The organism is Micromonospora sp. NPDC005173, assembly GCF_040608515.1.
In the GTDB taxonomy this organism is placed as follows: Bacteria; Actinomycetota; Actinomycetes; order Mycobacteriales; family Micromonosporaceae; genus Micromonospora.
In genome coordinates this window covers 84,924-103,278 of sequence record NZ_JBEXIK010000022.1, presented here as the reverse complement: position 1 = coordinate 103,278, position 18,355 = coordinate 84,924, and the positions used below count along the sequence as shown (strand labels likewise).

Sequence of the window (18,355 nt, the reverse complement as noted above, 5' to 3'; positions counted from 1 at the left end):
AGCGTCGGTCTTCCGCCCGAGCGTCGGTCTTCCGCCCGAGCGTCGGTCTTCCGCCCGAGCGTCGGTCTTCCGCCCGAGCGTCGGTCTTCCGCCCGAGCGTCGGTCTTCCGCCCGGCCGTCGGTCTTCCGCCCGGCCGTCGGTCTTCCGCCCGGCCGTCGGTCTTCCGCCCGGCCGTCGGTCTTCCGCCCGGCCGTCGGTCTTTCGCCCGACTCGCGGCCTGCGAGGGCCTGGGTGACGGGTGAGGCGAGGTCGCGGGTGCGGGGCGGTCAGGGCTGGTCGGCGACTGGGACGGGGACGGTACCGGGGTCGGGCTGGGTCGGGAGGTGTGGGCGGGTCGGCTGGGCGGAGCCGATCCCCTCAGTGGGCCAGGGGACCTCGGGGGAGAGGTGGAAGGTGATCCCGGCGGTGGTCCAGCGCGGGCCGTGTCCGGCCAGCCGGTCGCGGAACCCGGCCCAGTCGTGCGTAGCCCGGGGCGACCAGCCCAGCTCGGCGATGGCGGGCAGCCGAGGGAACAGCATGAACTCGATCTCGGCCAGCGAGGTGATCGACTCGGTCCAGAGCGGGGCCTCCACGCCGAGTACCGCCGCCTCCGGCACGCCCGTCACGTGTGACCCGGGATCCCAGTCGTACGCGCGTCGCACGTCGATCAGGCCGGCCCAGTCCTGCCCGACCGGGGTGTCCGGGGCGTACTTCATGTCCAGGTAGGCGTGGTTGCCGGGGGAGACGATCAGCCGGGCGCCGTGGCGTACCGCCTCGGCAGTGATGGCCGAGTCCTCGCCGTTCGTGCCCCACCACTGGAGCACCCGTCCGTCGGCGTGCGCGGCCGGGGCGAGCTGGTGCCAGCCGACGACGGTCTTACCGGTGTCGGCGACGATCCGCTGCACCCGCTCGACGAAACCGGTGTACACCTCGCCCTTGACCTTGAACGCCTCGTCGCCGCCGATGTGCAGCCACGGCCCCGGGGTGAGCGCGGCCACCTCGCCCAGCACGTCTGCGATGAAGTCGTACGTCCGCTCGTCGGCCGGGTCGACGTAGCTGAAGCCGACCTCGGTGCCGGTGTACGGCGGCGGTGCGACCTTGTCCGGTGCCAGTTCCGGGTACGCGACCAGCGCGGCGTTGGTGTGGCCGGGCAGGTCGATCTCCGGCACCACGGTGATGTGCCGGGCGGCGGCGTACTCGACGATCCTGCGGTAGTCGGCCTTCGTGTAGAACCCGCCGGGGCCGTCGCCGACCTCGGTCGTCCCGCCGACGGCGGTCAATCGTGGCCGGGAGTCGACAACGATCCGCCAGCCCTGGTCGTCGGTCAGGTGCAGGTGCAGGTGGTTGAGCTTGTACCGGGCCAGGTGGTCGATCACCCGGAGTACGTCGGCGACGGCGAAGAAGTGCCGCGCCACGTCGAGCATCGCGCCGCGGTACGGGAATCGGGGCCGGTCGACGATCGACCCGCCGGGCAGCATCCAGTGCTCGGCGACCGGGACCGGGCTCTCGATCGCCGGTGGCAGCAGTTGACGCAGGGTCTGCGCGCCGTAGAAGAGACCGGCGGCGGTGACGGCGGTGACGGTGACCCCGGTCCGGGTCACGGCCAGCCGGTACCCCTCGGGGCCCAGGCCGTCGTCGTCGGTCAGGACCAGCGCGATGCCGTCGACCGGTGCCGGCCCGGCGGCGTCGGTCACCGGCAGCGGGTATCCAGTGGCCGGACGCAGCTGCTCGGCGAGCTGTTCGGCGACCGCCAGCGCGGCGGGATCGGCGCTGGCCACGATGACCGCCTCGGCCGGCAGCAGCCAGTCCTCGGCCGGGTTCGGCTCGACCTCCTGCGGGGCGGGCACGACGTCGGCCAGGCGAACCGGGGCCGGCGGGGCGAGCAGCTCACCGGCGGCCCGTTCGGCGGCCCGGGCCAGCGTGGCCGCGTCCGGTTCGTGCCCCGACAGTGAGATCGGGTCGGTAGATCCGGCCGCGCCGGGGGTGGCGGCGGATCCGGGGGAGGAGATGGTCGACACGGCGGCGGCTCCGGGGGTGTATTCGCGCCGAATATGGCAAAAGTGAGTTTCGCTGGCTGCGTTGTCATCAAGAGTACGGCGAGAGGGCGGGATGCGTGATCGTGCGCGTGGAAGCGTTCCCAAAAACCGGTACGAACGCGGATAGTCGTGATGGCTGTGCCTATTGTCACCGAACGGTCCCAGGCCGCTCGATGTTCGCTTAACCTTCGCCCACCGATCGATGTCAACCCCGGGATTACCGGTGGTCCGTCCCGGGGTATGAGGAAACTGAACCTTCGTTAAGTGTCAATCCGGCGCGCGTGGGAGGCTCTGGTGGCAGCGCAAGAGACCGTCGATCACAAGTACGTCTACGACTTCTCCGAGGGCAACAAGGACCTCAAGGACCTGCTCGGCGGCAAGGGCGCAAACCTGGCCGAGATGACCAACCTCGGGCTGCCGGTGCCCCCCGGCTTCATCATCACCACCGAGGCCTGTCAGGCGTACCTCGCGACCGGCCGGGAGCCGGACGGGCTCGCCGGCCAGATCGAGGCGCACCTGGAATCGCTGGAGCGCGCGATGGGCAAGCGCCTCGGCGACCCGCAGGACCCCCTGCTGGTCTCCGTCCGTTCCGGCGCCAAGTTCTCGATGCCCGGCATGATGGAGACCGTCCTCAACGTCGGCCTCAACGACCAGAGCGTGGTGGGGCTCTCCACCCAGGCGGGCGGGTCCACTGAGCAGGCCGCCTCCGGCGGCGCGAACAGATTCGCCTGGGACTCCTACCGGCGACTCATCCAGATGTTCGGCAAGACCGTCTGCGACGTGCCGGGCGAGGAGTTCGAGCACGCCCTCGACGAGGTCAAGCGCGCCAAGGGCACCCACAACGACCTGGACCTGGACGCCGACGACCTGCGCGGGCTGGTCGACTCGTACAAGAAGATCTTCGTCAAGCACACCGGTCGGGAGTTCCCGCAGCAGCCGCGCGAACAGCTCGACCTGGCCATCCGGGCGGTCTTCGAGTCGTGGAACGCCGAGCGCGCGGTGCTCTACCGCCGCCAGGAGCGGATCCCGGCCGACCTCGGCACCGCGGTCAACGTGGTGTCCATGGTCTTCGGCAACCTCGGCCCGGACTCCGGCACCGGCGTCGCGTTCACCCGGGACCCGGCCAGCGGCGCGCAGGGCATCTACGGCGACTACCTGGCCAACGCCCAGGGCGAGGACGTCGTCGCCGGCATCCGCAACACGGTGCCGTTGCAGGAGTTGGAGCAGCTCGACAAGTCCTCCTACGACGAGCTGCTCGGCATCATGGCCCGGCTGGAGGAGCACTACAAGGACCTCTGTGACATCGAGTTCACCATCGAACGCGGCAAGCTCTGGATGCTGCAGACGCGGGTCGGCAAGCGCACCGCAGCCGCCGCGTTCGTCATCGCCGGGCAGTTGATCGACGAGGGCCTGATCGACCTGGACGAGGCGCTGCACCGGGTCAACGGCGCGCAGTTGGCCCAGCTGATGTTCCCGCGCTTCCAGCTCGACCACGACTTCCAGCCGGTCGCCAAGGGCATCGGCGCCTCGCCCGGCGCGGCATCGGGCAAGGTGGTCTTCACCTCCGCCCGGGCCGTCGAGCTGGCCGCCGAGGGCGAGTCGGTGATCCTGGTCCGCCGGGAGACCAACCCGGACGACCTGAACGGCATGATCGCCGCCAAGGGCATTCTCACCTCGCGCGGCGGTAAGACCAGCCACGCCGCCGTGGTGGCCCGGGGGATGGGCAAGACCTGCGTCTCCGGCGCCGACGAGATCGACGTGAACGTGCCCGCGAAGCGGTTCACCGTGGCCGGGCAGACCGTCGGCGAGGGCGACGTCGTCTCCATCGACGGCACCACCGGCAAGGTCTACCTGGGCGAGGTGCCGGTCATGCCGTCGGAGGTGGTGCAGTACTTCGAGGGCAGTCTCGACCCCGCGCACATCGACAACGCGCTGGTTCGGGCCGTACACCGGATCATGACGCACGCCGACGACAAGCGGCGGCTCGCGGTCCGCACGAACGCCGACACCGGCGCGGACGCCGCCCGGGCCCGGCGCTTCGGCGCCGAGGGCATCGGGCTCTGCCGCACCGAACACATGTTCCTCGGCGACCGGCGCGAGCTGGTCGAGCGACTGATCCTGGCCCGAGCCGAGGGTGAGCGCGAGGCGGCGCTGGCGGCGCTGCTGCCGTTGCAGCGGGCCGACTTCGAGGAGATCTTCCGCGAGATGGACGGGCTGCCGGTCACCGTCCGGCTGATCGACCCGCCACTGCACGAGTTCCTGCCGCCGCTGGAGCAGCTCGCGGTCAACGTCGCGGTCGCCCAGGAGCGCGGCGAGGACGTGGCCAAGGAGGAGGCGCTGCTCGCCGCCGTCCGGCGGATGCACGAGGAGAACCCGATGCTCGGGCTGCGGGGCGTCCGCCTCGGCCTGGTCATCCCCGGCCTGTTCGCGATGCAGGTCCGGGCCATCGCCGAGGCGGCTGTCACCTGCGCCCGTGGCGGCGGGACGGCCAAGCCGGAGATCATGGTGCCGCTGGTCGGCGCCGTACAGGAACTGGAGACGGTCCGCGCCGAGGCCGAGAAGATCATCGCCGAGGTGGTCGGGGACAGCGGGGTCGAGGTGCTGATCGGCACCATGATCGAGGTGCCCCGGGCGGCGCTGACCGCCGGTCAGATCGCCGAGGCGGCGGAGTTCTTCTCCTTCGGCACCAACGACCTGACCCAGATGGGCTGGGGCTTCTCCCGCGACGACGTCGAGGGCGCGTTCTTCTGGCGCTACCTGGAGTTGGGCATCTTCGGCATCTCGCCGTTCGAGTCGATCGACCGCGACGGCGTGGGCCGGCTGGTGCGGATCGCCGCCGAGGAGGGCCGGGCCGCCCGGCCCGGGCTGAAGCTCGGTGTCTGCGGCGAGCACGGCGGCGACCCCGACTCGGTGCACTTCTTCCACGAGGTCGGCCTGGACTACGTCTCCTGCTCGCCGTTCCGGGTGCCGGTGGCCCGGCTGGAGGCCGGTCGGGCGGCGGTGGAGACCGGCGGGTCGGACAGCCGCTGACGCAGGGCCGGCGGTGGACCGGGCTCCCGGGCCACCGCCGGCACCAGCGATCAGATCGGCGGGCGCCGCCAGGTGGGTCGGGCCGAGCGGTGCAACTGCGCCGGCAGGGTGGCCATCGGGGTACGCACGGCCAGCGGGGCGTGCGCGTCGGGCATGGCGGTGTTGCCGATCCCGCCGCCGCGGATGTCCAGCACCGAGCCGGCCCGATGGGCCACCGCCCGGGCCTCCTCGTGCAGCGCCTCCAGGTCCTCCGCGGCCGCGACGGTGACCAGGGTCAGCAGGGCGTTGCGCCCGGCCGGGTAGGTCACCACGCAGCCGGCGGTGGTGCGCACCACCGACTCCCGGAACTCGCCCTGCTGGGCCGTGTCGGCCATCCGGTGGCCGAGCCCGAAGCTGGCCGCGGCGAGCGCGGCGAGGTGGGTGGCGTCGGTGCTGGGCAGGTCGCTGGAGATGAGTAGCCCGTCGGTGCCGGCCAGGACGGCTCCGGCGACCTCGGGACGGCGCCGACGCAACCCGCGTAGCTCCGTTCCCACCACGGTGTCTGCGTCCACGAGCGTCCCCTTACCGGTCAGGCTCTGCGTGTCGATCGGCTGGTCACGTTCCGCGCTGGGAACGCTACCGGTAGCGACCTCCGCTCGCGAGCCCGTAACCCTCGGCAATCGGTTGACAACTCCCGGCCAATCGGCGGTTGTGGGCCTGCGGACGAGGCGTCGCGGGCGGGCCGGGCGGCCCCGACCGGCGTAATCTTGGCTCCTTCGCACACCGCCGATTGCGCACGCCGTCGAGGGGGAAGGGTGACTGCATGACCAGCGTCTGGGAGAGCCTGACCGTCGATGCCCGCGATCCGGCCCGACTGGCCCGCTGGTGGGCCGAAGCCCTCGGCTACCAGATCATCACTGAGAAGCCGGACGAGGTGGAGATCCGCCAGTCCGTCGACAAGCTACCCGGCCTGGTCTTCCTGCCGGTGGCCGACGGCAAGGAACGCAAGAACCGGCTGCACCTCGACCTTCGTCCGGCCGACCAGGAGGCCGAGGTCGAACGGCTCGTCGACATGGGCGCCCGGCACGTCGACATCGGCCAGGGCCAGGTGGACTGGACGGTGTTGGCCGACCCGGAGGGCAACGAGTTCTGCGTGCTTCGCGAGCGCGAGGAGTGAGCCGGGTTTGCGAGCCCCGCAGTCGCGAGCAAGATGTGGCTTCGCGAGCGCGAGGAGTGAGCCGGTGACCGGTTGACCGCACCGCCGTCCGTCGCGGCGGACGCCCGGCTGGTCGAGGAGCCGCCCAAGGACACCGGCCACCGCCGGTCACCGTACGAGCGGGACCGCGCCCGGGTGCTGCACTCAGCGGCGTTCCGCCGGCTGGCCACCAAGACCCAGGTGCACACCGCCGGCACGGACGACTTCCTGCGCACCCGGCTGACCCACTCGCTGGAGGTCGCCCAGATCGCCCGCGAGATGGGCGCCCGGCTGGGCTGCGACCCGGACGTGGTGGACGTCGCCGGGCTCGCGCACGACCTCGGGCACCCGCCGTTCGGGCACAACGGCGAGGAGGCGCTGGACCAGCTCGCCACGCCCTGCGGCGGCTTCGAGGGCAACGCCCAGACGCTGCGGGTGCTGACCCGGCTGGAAGCGAAGGTGCTCCTCCCGGACGGCTCGTCCGCCGGGCTGAACCTGACCCGTGCCTCGCTCGACGCGATCGGCAAGTACCCCTGGCTGCGCCGCCCCGGGCAGCGCAAGTTCGGGGTGTACACCGACGACGCGGCCGTCTTCGGCTGGATCCGGGCCGGCGCGCCTGGCGACCGGCGCTGCCTGGAGGCGCAGGTGATGGACTGGGCCGACGACGTCGCGTACTCCGTGCACGACGTGGAGGACGGCATCCACGGCGGGTACGTCACGCTGCGTCCGCTGCTCGACGACGCCGATGAACGGGCGGCGCTCTGCACCGACGTGGCCGCCACCTACTCCGGGGAGTCCCCGGGTGACCTGGCCGAGGTGCTGGTCGAGTTGCTGGCCGACCCGCTGCTGGCCCCCCTCGTCGGGTACGACGGCAGCCACCGCGCCCAGGCCGCGCTGAAGGCCACCACCAGCGGGTTGACCGGCCGGTTCGTCTCCGCGGCGGTGGCCGCCACGGAGGAGCGGTTCGGCGCCGGCCCGCATCGCCGCTACGCCGCCGACCTGGTGGTGCCGCGGCTGGTCCGGGCCCAGTGCGCCCTGCTCAAGGGCATCGCGCTGCGCTACGTGATGCGTCGCTCCGGCTTCCGGGGCCGCTACGAACGGCAGCGGGCGATGCTGGCCGAGTTGGTGGGCGCGCTGGTCCGGCGGGCGCCGGACGGGCTCGACCCGATCTTCGCCCCGCTGTGGCGGGCCGCGCCGGACGACGCCGCCCGGCTGCGGGTGGTGATCGATCAGGTCGCCTCGCTCACCGACCCGGCGGCGGTGACCTGGCACACCCGCCTGGTGGGAGGTGGAGCACCGCCGTCCGGGGGTGGCGCAGCTTAGGCTAGCCTAAGTGGTATGACGGAACGCCCTAGGAACGTCACCTCGGTCCGAGTGCTGCGCACCGAGCGGCCCACCCCGCATCTGATCCGGCTCGTCCTCGGCGGGGACGAGCTGGCCGGCCTGCCGGTGGGCGAGTTCACCGACCACTACATCAAGCTGGTCTTCCCGCAGCCCGGCGTCGCGTACCCGCAGCCGCTGGACCTCGCCGAGATTCGCCGTGACCTGCCCCGCGAGCAGTGGCCCCGGCTGCGCGCGTACACCGTGCGGCAGTGGGACCCGCTGGCTGAGGAGCTGACCGTCGACGTGGTGCACCACGGCGACGAGGGGCTGGCCGGCCCGTGGGCCGCCGCGCTGCGCCCGGGCGACCCGGTGCACTTCGTCGGACCCGGCGGGGCGTACGCCCCGAGCCCGGACGCGGACTGGCACCTGCTGGTCGGCGACGAGAGCGCCCTGCCGGCGATCGGCGCCGCCCTGGAACGGCTGCCGCTGGGCGCCCCGGCCCATGTCTTCGTGGAGATCGCCGACCCGGCGGAGGAGCAGAAGCTGCTCAGCCCGGGCGCGGTCCAGCTCACCTGGCTGCACCGCGGCGAGCGCCCGGTGGGTGCCGCGCTGGTGGCGGCGGTGCGGGACCTGGAGTTCCCGCCGGGCCAGGTGCACGCCTTCGTCCACGGCGAGGCGACCTTCGTCCGGGAACTGCGCCGGCTGCTGCGCGCCGAGCGGGGCGTACCGGCCGATCGGCTCTCCATCTCCGGCTACTGGCGGCGCGGCATGGACGACGAGGGCTGGCGCTCGGCCAAGGCCGACTGGAACCGGGAGGTGGCGGCCGAGGAGCCCACCGCTGCCTGAGCACGGTTCAGCCCTCGGTCTGCCGGTCCCATTCCTCACGGACCGCGGTGAGTCGCCGGTTGAGCAGCACGGCGTACCCGACGATCGCCGGGGCGAGCAGCAGCAACAGCAGCCGGGCCTCGCGTACCGTCGCGCCGATCAGGCTGACCGAAATCACCGCGTAGGCGGTGATCGCCAGCCGGGAGGCGCTCGGCCGGGTAGCGAGCGTGAACAGGCCCAGCCCACACAGCACCCAGACGACCACCGAGGCAGCCAACAGCAGCCGCAGCTCCAGCGGCAGCCGGCTCGCGCCGCTGTCGACCAGCCGTACCGTCTGCCCGAGCGACCAGCCGAGCAGCAGCAGCGCACCGCTGAGCGGGATGTGCAGATAGGTGTACGCCTGCCCGGCACGCAGGCGGGTCGTCGACAGGTTGGTGGTGACGAAGGTGGTGTAGACCCACCAGACGGCGGCCGGCACCACGAAGGCCAACCCGGCGGTGAGGATCATGTGCGGCCGGGGGTGGTCCGGCACCGCGAAGAGCAGGTTGGCCAGCGCGCTGCCCAGCACGATGATGGTGAACTGGCCGATCCGTTCCGGCAGGTGCCGGTTGTCCACCGGCCACTGCTCGAGCCGGCGTCGGCCGACCCAGGGCGTGGCCAGCTCGATGGCCATCGCGACGACCCACAGCGCTGGGCGCAGCGCGATCGGCACGGCCAGCGAGACCAGCCAGATCAGCCAGCCCAGCCCGAAGCCGACCAGGTAGACCGAGATCACCGTGCGGGCGATCGGGCTGGCCGGCCGGGCCCGCAGGTAGAGCAGAAGCAGCACGCCCCGGACGATCAGGTACCCGACCGGCAGCAGCGCGCTCTCCGGCACCTCGTCCACGCCGAGCGTCATCGTGCCGGCGCCGACCAGCGCGACCAGCACCAGCAGCCGGTGCGGCAGATCGTCCGGGTCGAACCGGGTGTCGTAGTAGACCTGACCCATCCAGGCCCACTGGACCACCACGAAGAGCCCGCTCACGGCAAGTATGCCGCCCACCGACGGGGTCGAGTCGGTGCCCAGCCGGGCCACCACCGCCGCCAGCGCGTACACGAAGATGATGTCGAGGAAGAGCTCCAGCCAGGTGGCGTGGCGGTGCCCGGCCTCGTCCTCCAGCGGTGCCGGCCCGCGTACGCCCAGCCGACCGGACAACCATCCCGGCAAGCGGGCGCCGACGGTCCGTACCCTCCGCATCTGGTCATGGTCCCCGCGCGGGTCCGGCTCCCGGGCGGGAACCGTCGAGCCGGCAGCGGTGGCCGCCACATCCGGCGTGCCCCGGCCGGCGTGCCGCCGGTCCGGCAGGGCAGGATGTACGCCGAGGGGGTGGCGCATGGCTGGGCGAATCCGGGACGAGGACATCGCACTGGTCCGGGAACGCACCTCGATCGGGGACGTGATCTCCGAGACGGTCACCCTGAAGTCCGCCGGCGGCGGCAACCTCAAGGGCCTGTGCCCGTTCCACGACGAGAAGAGCCCGTCCTTCAACGTCTCCCCGGCCCGCAACGTCTGGTACTGCTTCGGCTGCGGGGCCGGTGGCGACGCGATCAAGTTCCTGATGGACGCCGAGCACCTCAGCTTCATCGAGTCCGTCGAGCGGCTGGCCGGCCGCGCCGGCATCCAGCTGCGCTACCTGGAGGACGACAAGGGCACCCCGCGCCCCCGACCCCAGCAGGGCCAGCGCCAGCGCCTGGTTGCCGCGCACGCCGCCGCCGTCGAGTTCTACCAGGCTCAGCTCAGCACCGCCGGTGCCCGCCGGGCACGGGAGTTCCTGGCCCAACGTGGCTTCGACCGGGCCGCCGCAGAGCGCTACGGCTGCGGCTTCGCGCCGGAGGGCTGGGACCTGCTCACCAAGCACCTGCGCCAGCAGGGCTTCACCCACCAGGAACTGGTCACCGCCGGGCTGTCTCGGGAGTCCCGCTCCGGCACGCTGATCGACCGGTTCCGCCGGCGGCTGCTCTGGCCGATCCGCGACCTCGCCGGCGACGTGATCGGTTTCGGCGCCCGCAAGCTCTTCGAGGACGACGACGGCCCGAAGTACCTGAACACCCCCGAGACGCCGATCTACAAGAAGTCGCACGTGCTCTACGGCATCGACCAGGCCAAGCGGGAGATCGCCAAGCAGGGCCGGGCGGTGATCGTCGAGGGCTACACCGACGTGATGGCCTGCCACCTGGCCGGGGTGACCACGGCGGTGGCGACCTGCGGCACGGCGTTCGGCGCCGACCACATCGGGGTGCTGCGCCGGTTGCTGCTGGACACCGACTCGGTGGCCGGGGAGATCATCTTCACCTTCGACGGGGACGCCGCCGGGCAGAAGGCGGCGCTGCGCGCCTTCTCCGACGACCAGCGCTTCGTGGGCCGGACGTTCATCGCCGTCAGCCCCGACAACATGGACCCGTGCGAGCTGCGGCTGGCCAAGGGCGACCTGGCGGTGCGCGACCTGGTGGCCCGGCGCGAGCCGCTGGTCGACTTCGCGCTGCGGCACGTGATCAGCCGGTACGACCTGGACACCGTCGACGGCCGGGTCGAGGCGATGCGCCGGGCCGCGCCGCTGGTCGCGCAACTCAAGGACCGGGAGAAGCGCCCGGAGTACGTCCGCAAGCTCGCCATGGACCTCGGGATGGAGATCGAGCCGGTGCAGCGGGCGGTGCTCGCCGCCGCCAACGCCCCGCCGCCCGGCGCCCGGGACGCCGCCCCCGCCGGCCGGCCCGCGCCGACCCGCCCCGAGCCGGCACTGGACAGCCCGCAGTCGATGGTCGAGCGGGAAGCGTTGAAGCTCGCCCTGCAGCAGCCCGTGCTGGCCGGGCCGATGTTCGACGCCGTCGAGGCCACGGAGTACCGGCACCCGGTGCACGTCGCGGTACGCGCGGCCATCGCGGCGGCCGGCGGGGCCGTGTCGGCGACCGGCGGCGCCGTCTGGATCGAGTTGGTCCGCGACGCCTGCGACGACCTGGCGTCAGCGGCGCTGGTCGGCGAGCTGGCGGTGGAGCCGCTACGGATCGACGGTGAACCGGACCCGCGCTACGTGTCGATCACGATGGCCCGGGTGCAGTTCGGGTCGGTGACGGCCCGGATCCGGGACCTCAAGTCGCGGATCCAGCGGATCAACCCGGTCAACAACAAGGACGAGTACTTCGCCGCCTTCGGCGAGCTGCTGTCACTGGAGCAGCACGCCAGGGCGCTGCGCGAGCAGGCCGCAGGAGGCCTTTAGATGGGACTGTTCAGCCGCAAGCCGAAGCTCCCGCCGGCCGACCGGCCGCCGCTCGCCGCCGACGAACGGGTGCTGGCCTGGGCGGCGGCGGGCAACGGCGAGGGCGACGGGGTGGTGGTGGCCACCAACCTCGGTCTGTGGCTGCCCGGTCGGGGGCACCGGCTCGGCTGGCACGACATCCTCAAGGCCGTCTGGTCCGGCCGCGAGCTGACCGTCACGCCCGCCGAGACCCTCGTCGAACGCGACGCGTACACGGTGGTCACCGACTGCCCGGCCGAGTCGTACCTGCTGCTCGACCCGGGCGAGCTGCCGCACCAGGTGCGGGCCCGGGTGACCCGCTCGGTCGCGTACACCGAACACCACCCGGTGCCCGGTGGCGGGGCCCGGGTCGCGGCCCGGCGCGCGGCCGGGGTGGACGGTCTGACCTGGACGGTCCGCCTCGACCCCGGCACCCCGCCGGACGAGGAGGACCTGCTCGCCGAGACCGACCGCCTGGTCACCGCGGCCCGGGCCGCCACCGCACCGGTCGACGGGTAGCCCGACGCCCGGCCCGCGGCGGCCCGACCCGCTGGCCGGGTCAGTTGGCGCCGAGATCCTCCAGCGCCTTCGCGGCACCACGGTGCAGCGGAACCGGCTCGGTCTTCCGGGCGGTCTCCAGGGAGATGCCCTTGGCCGCCGGGTTCGCCTGGGCCAGGGTGTCCCGCTTGTCGAAGACCGTCCGGGTGATCGCACAGGCGACGTTGGCGTCCAGGTCCTTGCGGACCAGCAGCACGTTCGGCACGACGATCGTCGGGGTGTCCGCCGCCGTCCGGTACGCGTCCCGGCCGATCGTCCCGGCCTGGTAGGCGGGGCTCAACTCGGTCATCTTCGGCAGCAGGGGCGCGATGTCGATGAACTTCACCCGGTCGCCGGCGGTGGTGAACAGGTCGGTCAGGCCTCCGGTGGGCAGGCCGCCGGACCAGAAGAAGCCGTCGATGCTGCCGTCCTTGATCCCCTCGACTGTCTTGGTCAGGTCGAGCCGCTGCGCCCGAATGTCCTTGGCCGGGTCGAGGCCGGCGGCCTCCAGCAGCCGATTGGCGATCACCTCGGTGCCGGACTTCGGCGAACCGGTGGAGATCCGCTTGCCCCGCATGTCGGCCACCGAGTTGATCCCGGCGTCATTGCGGACCACGACCTGGGTGTAGTTGTCGTAGATGCGTGCGAGCGCCTCGACCGGCTGCGGCGCGGTGAAGCTGCCCTTGCCCTGAACCGCGTTGACCGCCGTGTCGAAGAGGGAGAACGCCACGTCGTACTGGCCGCCGACCAACTGCTCGACGTTCTGCACCGAGGCGCCGGTCTCCGCGGCCGTGCCGGAGAGCTTGCCACCGGTCGCTCCGGACAGTTGCCCGGCGAGGGCGTTGCCGACCACGTAGTAGACGCCGGTCGCGTTGCCGGTGGCGATGCCGACGCGGGTCTCCCGGGTCACCTCACAGGTGACCTCGCTGGCCGCGTCGTCCTTGGCGGCACCGCCCTGCTGGCCCCCGCAACCCGTGGCTCCGACCGCGACGAGGGCGACCACGCTCAGACCCGCCACGAGCCGTACATCGATTCGTCTCACAGTTTCTCCTCCCGGAGGTTCGCTGGTGAACCGGCTGGCCGCCCGCCGGCCCGGCCGGCGGATCCGCGTCGTACGAACACTCCCGCCACCGCGACGGCGGCCAGCGCGGCGCCGACCGTGACCGGTACGGGTTCGAGCCAGAGCAGCGTCACGCCGGCGAGTGCACCGAGCACACGCTCCGGGGCGCCGGCGGGACCAACGCCGGGCAGCCATCCACCGGCGGCGACGGCGAGCACGGCCACGCTGAGCGCGGTGACAAGGCCGGCGAAGACGATCCGCTGCACGCCGCCGATGCCGAGCAGGCCGAGCCCGGCCGGTGTGATGACGAAGGCGATCGGGGTCAGGTAGGCCGGCAGCGCGTAGCGCAGGGTCTGCCACATGGTCGGCACCAGCCGACCGCCGGTGACCGCGGCGGCGGCCACCGCCGCGAGCGCGGTCGGTGGGGACACCTCGGACAGGACCGCGAAGTAGAAGACGAACATCGCGGCGGCCGGTGCCGTCACGCCCAGGTCGAGCAGTGCCGGGCCGACGATCACCCAACCGATCACGAACGAGGCGGTGACCGGCACGGCCAGGCCCAGCAGAGTGAGGGCGACGGCCGCGAGCAGCGCGGTGAGCACCAGCACGAGGGTCGGGTCCGAGGTGACCGCCTTCGCCCCACCGACCAGCAGCGCCGCGGCCTGCGGCCCGAGGCCGGTCTTCGTCGTGGTCGCCGTGATGATGCCGGCGGCGGCGCAGACGGCGGTCACCGCGAGCACGCCGCGTACGCCGGTGACGAGCGCGGCCATCAGCCGGGCCGGGGTGAGCCGGTGCGTACGGTCCAGGAAGGAGAGCGCAGCCGCCAGGAGGGTGGCGAAGACGACCGCTCTCGTCGCGGACACGCCGACGGCGAGGAGCACGATGATGGCGATCAGCGAGGCGAAGTGGTAGCCGAACCGGCCCAGTAGGCGCCACGGTGAGGCGACGTCGATCACCACCGGGCGTACGCCGGAGCGGCGTGCGTCGATCTCCACGGCGAGCAGGATGCCGAGGTAGTAGAGCACCGTCGGCACGGTGGCCCAGCCGAGCACCTGCAGGTACGAGACGCCCAGGTACTCGGCGATGATGAACGCCGCCGCGCCCAGGGTTGGTGGGGAGAGGATCGCGCCCACCCCGGCCGCGGCCAGCATGCCGCCGGCCCGCTCCGGGGGATAGCCGGCGCGGCGCAGCAGTGGCCAGGTGACCGCGCCGATGCTCACCGTCGTCGCGGCACCGGAGCCGGAGACGGTGCCGAGCAGGAATCCGGAGGCCACCGCGGTCCGCCCGGCGGCGGTGCGCGAGCGGCGGAACGCGGCCGCTGACAGCTCGACGAAGAACCGCCCGGCACCGGACAGCTCCAGCACCGCGCCGTAGATGGTGAACAGCACGATGTACGAGGCGGCCACGTCCAGCGGGGTGCCATAGAAGCCGCTGTCGGAGTTGTAGAACGCGTCGACCAGTTGGCTGAAGTCGAGCCCGGAGTGGGCGACCGGCCAGGACTGCGGCAGCAGCCCGCCGTAGTAGCCGTAGCCGAGGAACAGCAGGCAGACCGCGGGCAGGATCCACCCGGTGGTCCGCCGGCACGCCTCCAGCAGCAGGAGCAGCAGGAGGGTGCCCATCACCAGGTCCAGCGGCACGAGCAGGCCCTGCCGGTCGAGGAAGGCGTTGTAGCCGCCGCCACCCGTACCGATCCAGATCGGCAGCACGGGGTAGAGGCAACCGGCCACTGCCAGCGCGACCAGGGCCCAGTCCACCGCGGTGGGTCGCGTCGGGGCCGGACGCGGCAGGCCCGGGTCGACCGGCCGGCTGGTGCGGCGCTGCCAGGCCAGCAGCCGGGCCCGCAGCCGCAGGTCGGCCGGGTAGGCCAGGAAGACCAGCGGCAGTACGAGCGCCAGGAAGATGATCAAGTAGTACTTGCTGCCCTGCGCCAGCGGGCGGAACACCTGCCAGAGGGCCAGCCCGCTGGCCGCCAGCGCCGCCGCGGTGAGGAGCAGGCCGGCCGGCCCGGACAACACCCGGCCCGGCTTCTCGTCCTCGAACTGGGCGGCCAGGTCGCGCGTCGTCCGCTCGGGGTCGGTGCGCGCATCGTCGCCGTCGATGCGCCCGGCCTGGTCGGCGCTGCCGGGTGGGTCGGCCACGGCGGTCTCGGCCCCGGCTGGCGCAGCGACGGTCCCGGTCTCGGCTGGCGCAGCTACGGTCCCGGTCTCGGCTGGCGCAGCCATGGCCTCGGTCTCGGCTGGCGCAGCCTGCCGGGGTGGTGCACCGCCGGTGCCCGGAGCGGGCTCGCTGGTGGGGGAGTCGGCTGGTTGTGCGGGTGGTGGCGAACCGTCGGGCGAACGGGTGGGCGACACGAGGGGACGATACACGTCGATCGACTATCAGGTGGGGCATCGACGGGCGTTTCGCCGCGGGCAGGTCGGGTGTCGGCGCCGCCGCCTCGACCGGCGTCGAATTTGCCTGGAGGGCTGTCGGACCTGGCCGCTAGGGTCGGGCGGTGACTTCGGGGCGACCACTGATTCAGGCTCGCGGGCTGGTGAAGCGGTTCGGCGACTTCACCGCCGTCGACGGCATCGACGTCGAGGTGCGCTCGGGCGAGGCGTTCGGCTTCCTCGGGCCCAACGGCGCCGGCAAGTCCTCCACCATGCGGATGGTCGGCTGCACCTCCCCGCCGAGTGGGGGTGAGCTGCGCATCCTCGACCTGGACCCGGTCCGCGACGGGCCGGCCATCCGGGCCCGGCTCGGCGTCTGCCCGCAGCTGGACAATCTCGACCCGGAGCTGACGGTCCGGGAAAACCTGACCGTCTACGCCCGCTACTTCGGCATCTCGCGCCGGGCGGCCCGGGAGCGGGCCGCCGAGCTGCTCGACTTCGTCCAGCTCACCGAGCGGGCCGACAGCAAGGTCGAGCCACTCTCCGGCGGAATGAAGCGCCGGTTGACCATCGCCCGCGCGCTGGTCAACGATCCGGAGATCGTGCTGCTCGACGAGCCGACCACCGGGCTCGACCCACAGGCTCGGCACCTGGTCTGGGAGCGGCTGTTCCGGCTCAAGCAGCAGGGCGTCACGCTGGTGCTCACCACGCACTACATGGACGAGGCCGAGCAGCTCTGCGACCGGCTGGTGGTGATGGACGGCGGGCGGATCGTCGCCGAGGGTTCGCCCCGGGCGCTGATCGAGCAGCACTCCACGCGCGAGGTGGTCGAGCTGCGCTTCGCCGCCGAGTCGCAGGAGCCGTTCGCCGGCAAGCTCGACGGGCTGGGGGAGCGGGTCGAGGTGCTACCCGACCGCATCCTTCTGTACGTGGCCAACGGCGACGCGGCGGTCGCCGAGGTCTCCGCGCTGGGGCTCAGGCCGGCCAACGTGCTGGTGCGACGCAGCGGCCTGGAGGACGTCTTCCTGCACCTGACCGGCCGCACCCTGGTCGACTGACCCGCGCCCGAGCCCGCCGGTCGGGTCAGTGGCGCGTTGTGATCTTGCGTAGCATCGGCAGCCCGGTGAGCGCGTCCGCCCGACCGGCAGCAAACCATGGGGGTTTCATGTCCAACCTGCCGACCAACAGCCGGCATCAGGCCGGGTTGACCGCCCTCTACCTGGGCTTCTTCGCCACAGTCTGGTTCAGCGTGCCGGCGGCGGAGCAGCCGTGGCGCGCACTGCTGGTGGTGGGCAGCGTGGCTTCCATGATCACGGCCGTGGTGGGCGGCGTGGTGTCGGGCCGCCCCCGGGGCGCCGGCGGCGGAGCGGGGGACCGGGCGACCAACCGGCGGTACGTGCTCATCGTCGTCGCAGAGTTCGCCGCCGCCGGGGTGGGCGCCGTCCTGCTGGCCGCCGCCGACTGGTCCGAGTACATCCCGGTGCTGGTCTGTGCGGTGGTCGGGCTGCACTTCTTCCCGCTCGCCCCGCTGTTGCGAGACCCGCTGCTCCGGCCACTCGGCATCGCGATGTGCGTGCTGGCGGCGGCGGGGCTCGTCGTCGCGCTCGCCTCGGCGGTGTCGGCCGGTGTGGTGGTCGGCACCGGCGCGGGGGTGCTGCTGCTCGGCTACGCCGTACAGGCGCTGGTCCGCGCCCCCCGGCGCGGCTGATCCCGCCGCCGCACCCGCCTCGGCGTGCACCCGCCTCGGCGTGCACCCGCCCCGCCGCCGGCTCGCACCTGTCCGACGGTGGGCGCGAAACGCGCCCCGTCGTGGTTGCCGGGGCCGGCGGAAACGGGGGGACAGGTCGGGGGAGGTCGCCGTAGGGTGACCGGCGGCCTGTCGTACCCCGGGGGTAGGAAGGTCGTGGTGGCAGGCACGGTGGGGCGGGGGTGGTCGTGGTGAGCGTGGCGGGATCGACGCGCGAGCGGGCTCGGCCGGGGCTCCCCTGGGTCCCGGCGTACGCCGTGTTCGAGCACTACCTGGTGGGGTTACGACGCACCTGGCGGGCCGGGGTGTTCTCCTCGTTCCTGCTGCCGGTGTTGACGGTGCTCGGCTTCGGGGTGGGCGTCGGCGCCTACATCGACCAGGGCGTCGGCGGCGTGCGTTACCTCGACTGGCTGGTCCCCGGGCTGATCGCCTCGACCGCCCTCCAGGTGACCGTCGGCGACTCGACGTGGCCGGTGTTCAGCAACTTCCAGTGGGTCAAGACATACTTCGCGCAGAGCGCGTCGCCGCTGCGGGTGGGCGACATCGTGGCCGGGCACCTGGCCTTCGTGCTGTTCCGGGTGCTCACCACGATCGCGGCGTTTCTGCTGGTCACCGGGCTGTTCGGGGCGCTGCGGTCGCCCTGGGCGGTGGCCACCCTGCCGGTGGTGGCACTGCTCGGGCTGGCCATGGCCGCGCCGACATTCGCGTACACCGCGTCGGTGTCCAGCGACAGTTGGCTGGCGATGCTGTTCCGGTTCGCGGTCATCCCGATGACGCTCTTCGCCGGGGTGTTCTTCCCGGTCGAGTCGCTGCCCGAGGCGCTGCGCTGGCTGGCGTACCTGACACCGCTCTGGCACGCCGTCGACCTCTGCCGCGCGGCCACGCTCGGCGTCGCACCACAGTGGTCGATCGCCGGGCACCTGCTCTACCTGGCGGCCTGGGCCCTCGGCGGCTGGTTGCTGGCGCTGCGCGCGTTCCGTCGCAAGCTCGTCGTCTAGGGAG

At 72.6% G+C, this 18,355-nt stretch carries 13 protein-coding genes and 1 pseudogene; 9 read left to right on the top strand and 5 right to left on the bottom strand.

Annotation, left to right across the window (positions count from 1 at the left end; genetic code table 11):
* Positions 1–267: 267 nt before the first annotated feature.
* The gene (locus ABZV00_RS23320; RefSeq protein WP_355609632.1) at positions 268–1,998 is read right to left on the bottom strand and encodes a beta-N-acetylhexosaminidase; all 1,731 of its coding nucleotides are present in this window, start codon (positions 1,996–1,998) and stop codon (positions 268–270) included.
* Between the two features lie 312 nt (positions 1,999–2,310).
* On the opposite strand from ABZV00_RS23320, the gene ppdK reads away from it, so the two are divergent.
* Positions 2,311–5,046 carry a pyruvate, phosphate dikinase gene (gene ppdK / locus ABZV00_RS23315; protein WP_355609630.1) on the top strand — a complete coding sequence of 912 codons (2,736 nt, stop codon included), beginning with the start codon at positions 2,311–2,313 and terminating at the stop codon, positions 5,044–5,046.
* A gap of 50 nt (positions 5,047–5,096) precedes the next feature.
* Here the strand turns inward: ppdK and ABZV00_RS23310 are convergent, their stop codons facing one another.
* The gene (locus ABZV00_RS23310) at positions 5,097–5,597 is read right to left on the bottom strand and encodes a roadblock/LC7 domain-containing protein (protein WP_328419264.1); all 501 of its coding nucleotides are present in this window, start codon (positions 5,595–5,597) and stop codon (positions 5,097–5,099) included.
* Between the two features lie 251 nt (positions 5,598–5,848).
* On the opposite strand from ABZV00_RS23310, the gene ABZV00_RS23305 reads away from it, so the two are divergent.
* The 3 genes from ABZV00_RS23305 to ABZV00_RS23295 all read left to right on the top strand — a co-directional run bounded on the left by ABZV00_RS23305 (position 5,849) and on the right by ABZV00_RS23295 (position 8,389).
* On the top strand, positions 5,849–6,202 hold the full coding sequence (locus ABZV00_RS23305; RefSeq protein ID WP_328419262.1) for a VOC family protein: 354 nt from the start codon (positions 5,849–5,851) through the stop codon (positions 6,200–6,202).
* A 72-nt stretch (positions 6,203–6,274) separates the two neighbouring features.
* Positions 6,275–7,543 carry a deoxyguanosinetriphosphate triphosphohydrolase gene (locus ABZV00_RS23300; protein ID WP_355609628.1) on the top strand — a complete coding sequence of 423 codons (1,269 nt, stop codon included), beginning with the start codon at positions 6,275–6,277 and terminating at the stop codon, positions 7,541–7,543.
* Between the two features lie 15 nt (positions 7,544–7,558).
* Positions 7,559–8,389: a siderophore-interacting protein gene (locus ABZV00_RS23295; RefSeq protein ID WP_355609626.1), complete on the top strand. Its 831-nt coding sequence runs from the start codon at positions 7,559–7,561 to the stop codon at positions 8,387–8,389.
* A gap of 7 nt (positions 8,390–8,396) precedes the next feature.
* Here ABZV00_RS23295 and ABZV00_RS23290 read toward each other — a convergent pair whose 3' ends face one another.
* On the bottom strand, positions 8,397–9,605 hold the full coding sequence (locus tag ABZV00_RS23290; protein ID WP_355609625.1) for a low temperature requirement protein A: 1,209 nt from the start codon (positions 9,603–9,605) through the stop codon (positions 8,397–8,399).
* 114 nt (positions 9,606–9,719) lie between these two features.
* Here ABZV00_RS23290 and dnaG point away from each other — a divergent pair.
* Both dnaG and ABZV00_RS23280 read left to right on the top strand, forming a co-directional pair.
* Positions 9,720–11,622, top strand: a pseudogene (gene dnaG / locus ABZV00_RS23285) (DNA primase).
* Positions 11,623–12,159 carry a hypothetical protein gene (locus ABZV00_RS23280; protein ID WP_355609623.1) on the top strand — a complete coding sequence of 179 codons (537 nt, stop codon included), beginning with the start codon at positions 11,623–11,625 and terminating at the stop codon, positions 12,157–12,159. It begins immediately after the preceding pseudogene.
* Positions 12,160–12,199: 40 nt separating this feature from the next.
* Here ABZV00_RS23280 and ABZV00_RS23275 read toward each other — a convergent pair whose 3' ends face one another.
* Together ABZV00_RS23275 and ABZV00_RS23270 are read right to left on the bottom strand one after the other, a co-directional pair.
* Positions 12,200–13,219, bottom strand: coding sequence for a TAXI family TRAP transporter solute-binding subunit (locus tag ABZV00_RS23275; protein WP_355609621.1), 1,020 nt, complete (start codon positions 13,217–13,219; stop codon positions 12,200–12,202).
* A complete protein-coding gene (locus ABZV00_RS23270; RefSeq protein ID WP_355609640.1) occupies positions 13,216–15,459 on the bottom strand; it encodes a TRAP transporter fused permease subunit in 2,244 nt (747 codons plus the stop codon). The genes ABZV00_RS23275 and ABZV00_RS23270 overlap by 4 nt, the downstream gene beginning before the upstream one ends.
* A 272-nt stretch (positions 15,460–15,731) precedes the next feature.
* Here ABZV00_RS23270 and ABZV00_RS23265 point away from each other — a divergent pair, with 272 nt between their 5' ends.
* From ABZV00_RS23265 to ABZV00_RS23255, 3 genes are all read left to right on the top strand, one after another.
* A complete protein-coding gene (locus tag ABZV00_RS23265; RefSeq protein ID WP_355609619.1) occupies positions 15,732–16,664 on the top strand; it encodes an ABC transporter ATP-binding protein in 933 nt (310 codons plus the stop codon).
* 107 nt (positions 16,665–16,771) lie between these two features.
* A complete protein-coding gene (locus ABZV00_RS23260; protein WP_355609617.1) occupies positions 16,772–17,314 on the top strand; it encodes a hypothetical protein in 543 nt (180 codons plus the stop codon).
* Positions 17,315–17,550: 236 nt separating this feature from the next.
* Positions 17,551–18,351 (top strand): ABC transporter permease, encoded by an 801-nt coding sequence (locus ABZV00_RS23255; RefSeq protein ID WP_355609638.1) that lies wholly within the window; start codon positions 17,551–17,553, stop codon positions 18,349–18,351.
* Positions 18,352–18,355 lie beyond the last annotated feature (4 nt).

Coding starts and splice junctions, on each gene's coding strand:
- ABZV00_RS23305 (WP_328419262.1), top strand. CDS start 5,849: ATGACCAGCGTCTGGGAGAGCCTGACCGTCGATGCCCGCGATCCGGCC.
- ABZV00_RS23295 (WP_355609626.1), top strand. CDS start 7,559: ATGACGGAACGCCCTAGGAACGTCACCTCGGTCCGAGTGCTGCGCACC.
- ABZV00_RS23270 (WP_355609640.1), bottom strand. CDS start 15,459: ATGGCTGCGCCAGCCGAGACCGGGACCGTAGCTGCGCCAGCCGAGACC.
- ABZV00_RS23290 (WP_355609625.1), bottom strand. CDS start 9,605: ATGCGGAGGGTACGGACCGTCGGCGCCCGCTTGCCGGGATGGTTGTCC.
- ABZV00_RS23260 (WP_355609617.1), top strand. CDS start 16,772: ATGTCCAACCTGCCGACCAACAGCCGGCATCAGGCCGGGTTGACCGCC.
- ABZV00_RS23280 (WP_355609623.1), top strand. CDS start 11,623: ATGGGACTGTTCAGCCGCAAGCCGAAGCTCCCGCCGGCCGACCGGCCG.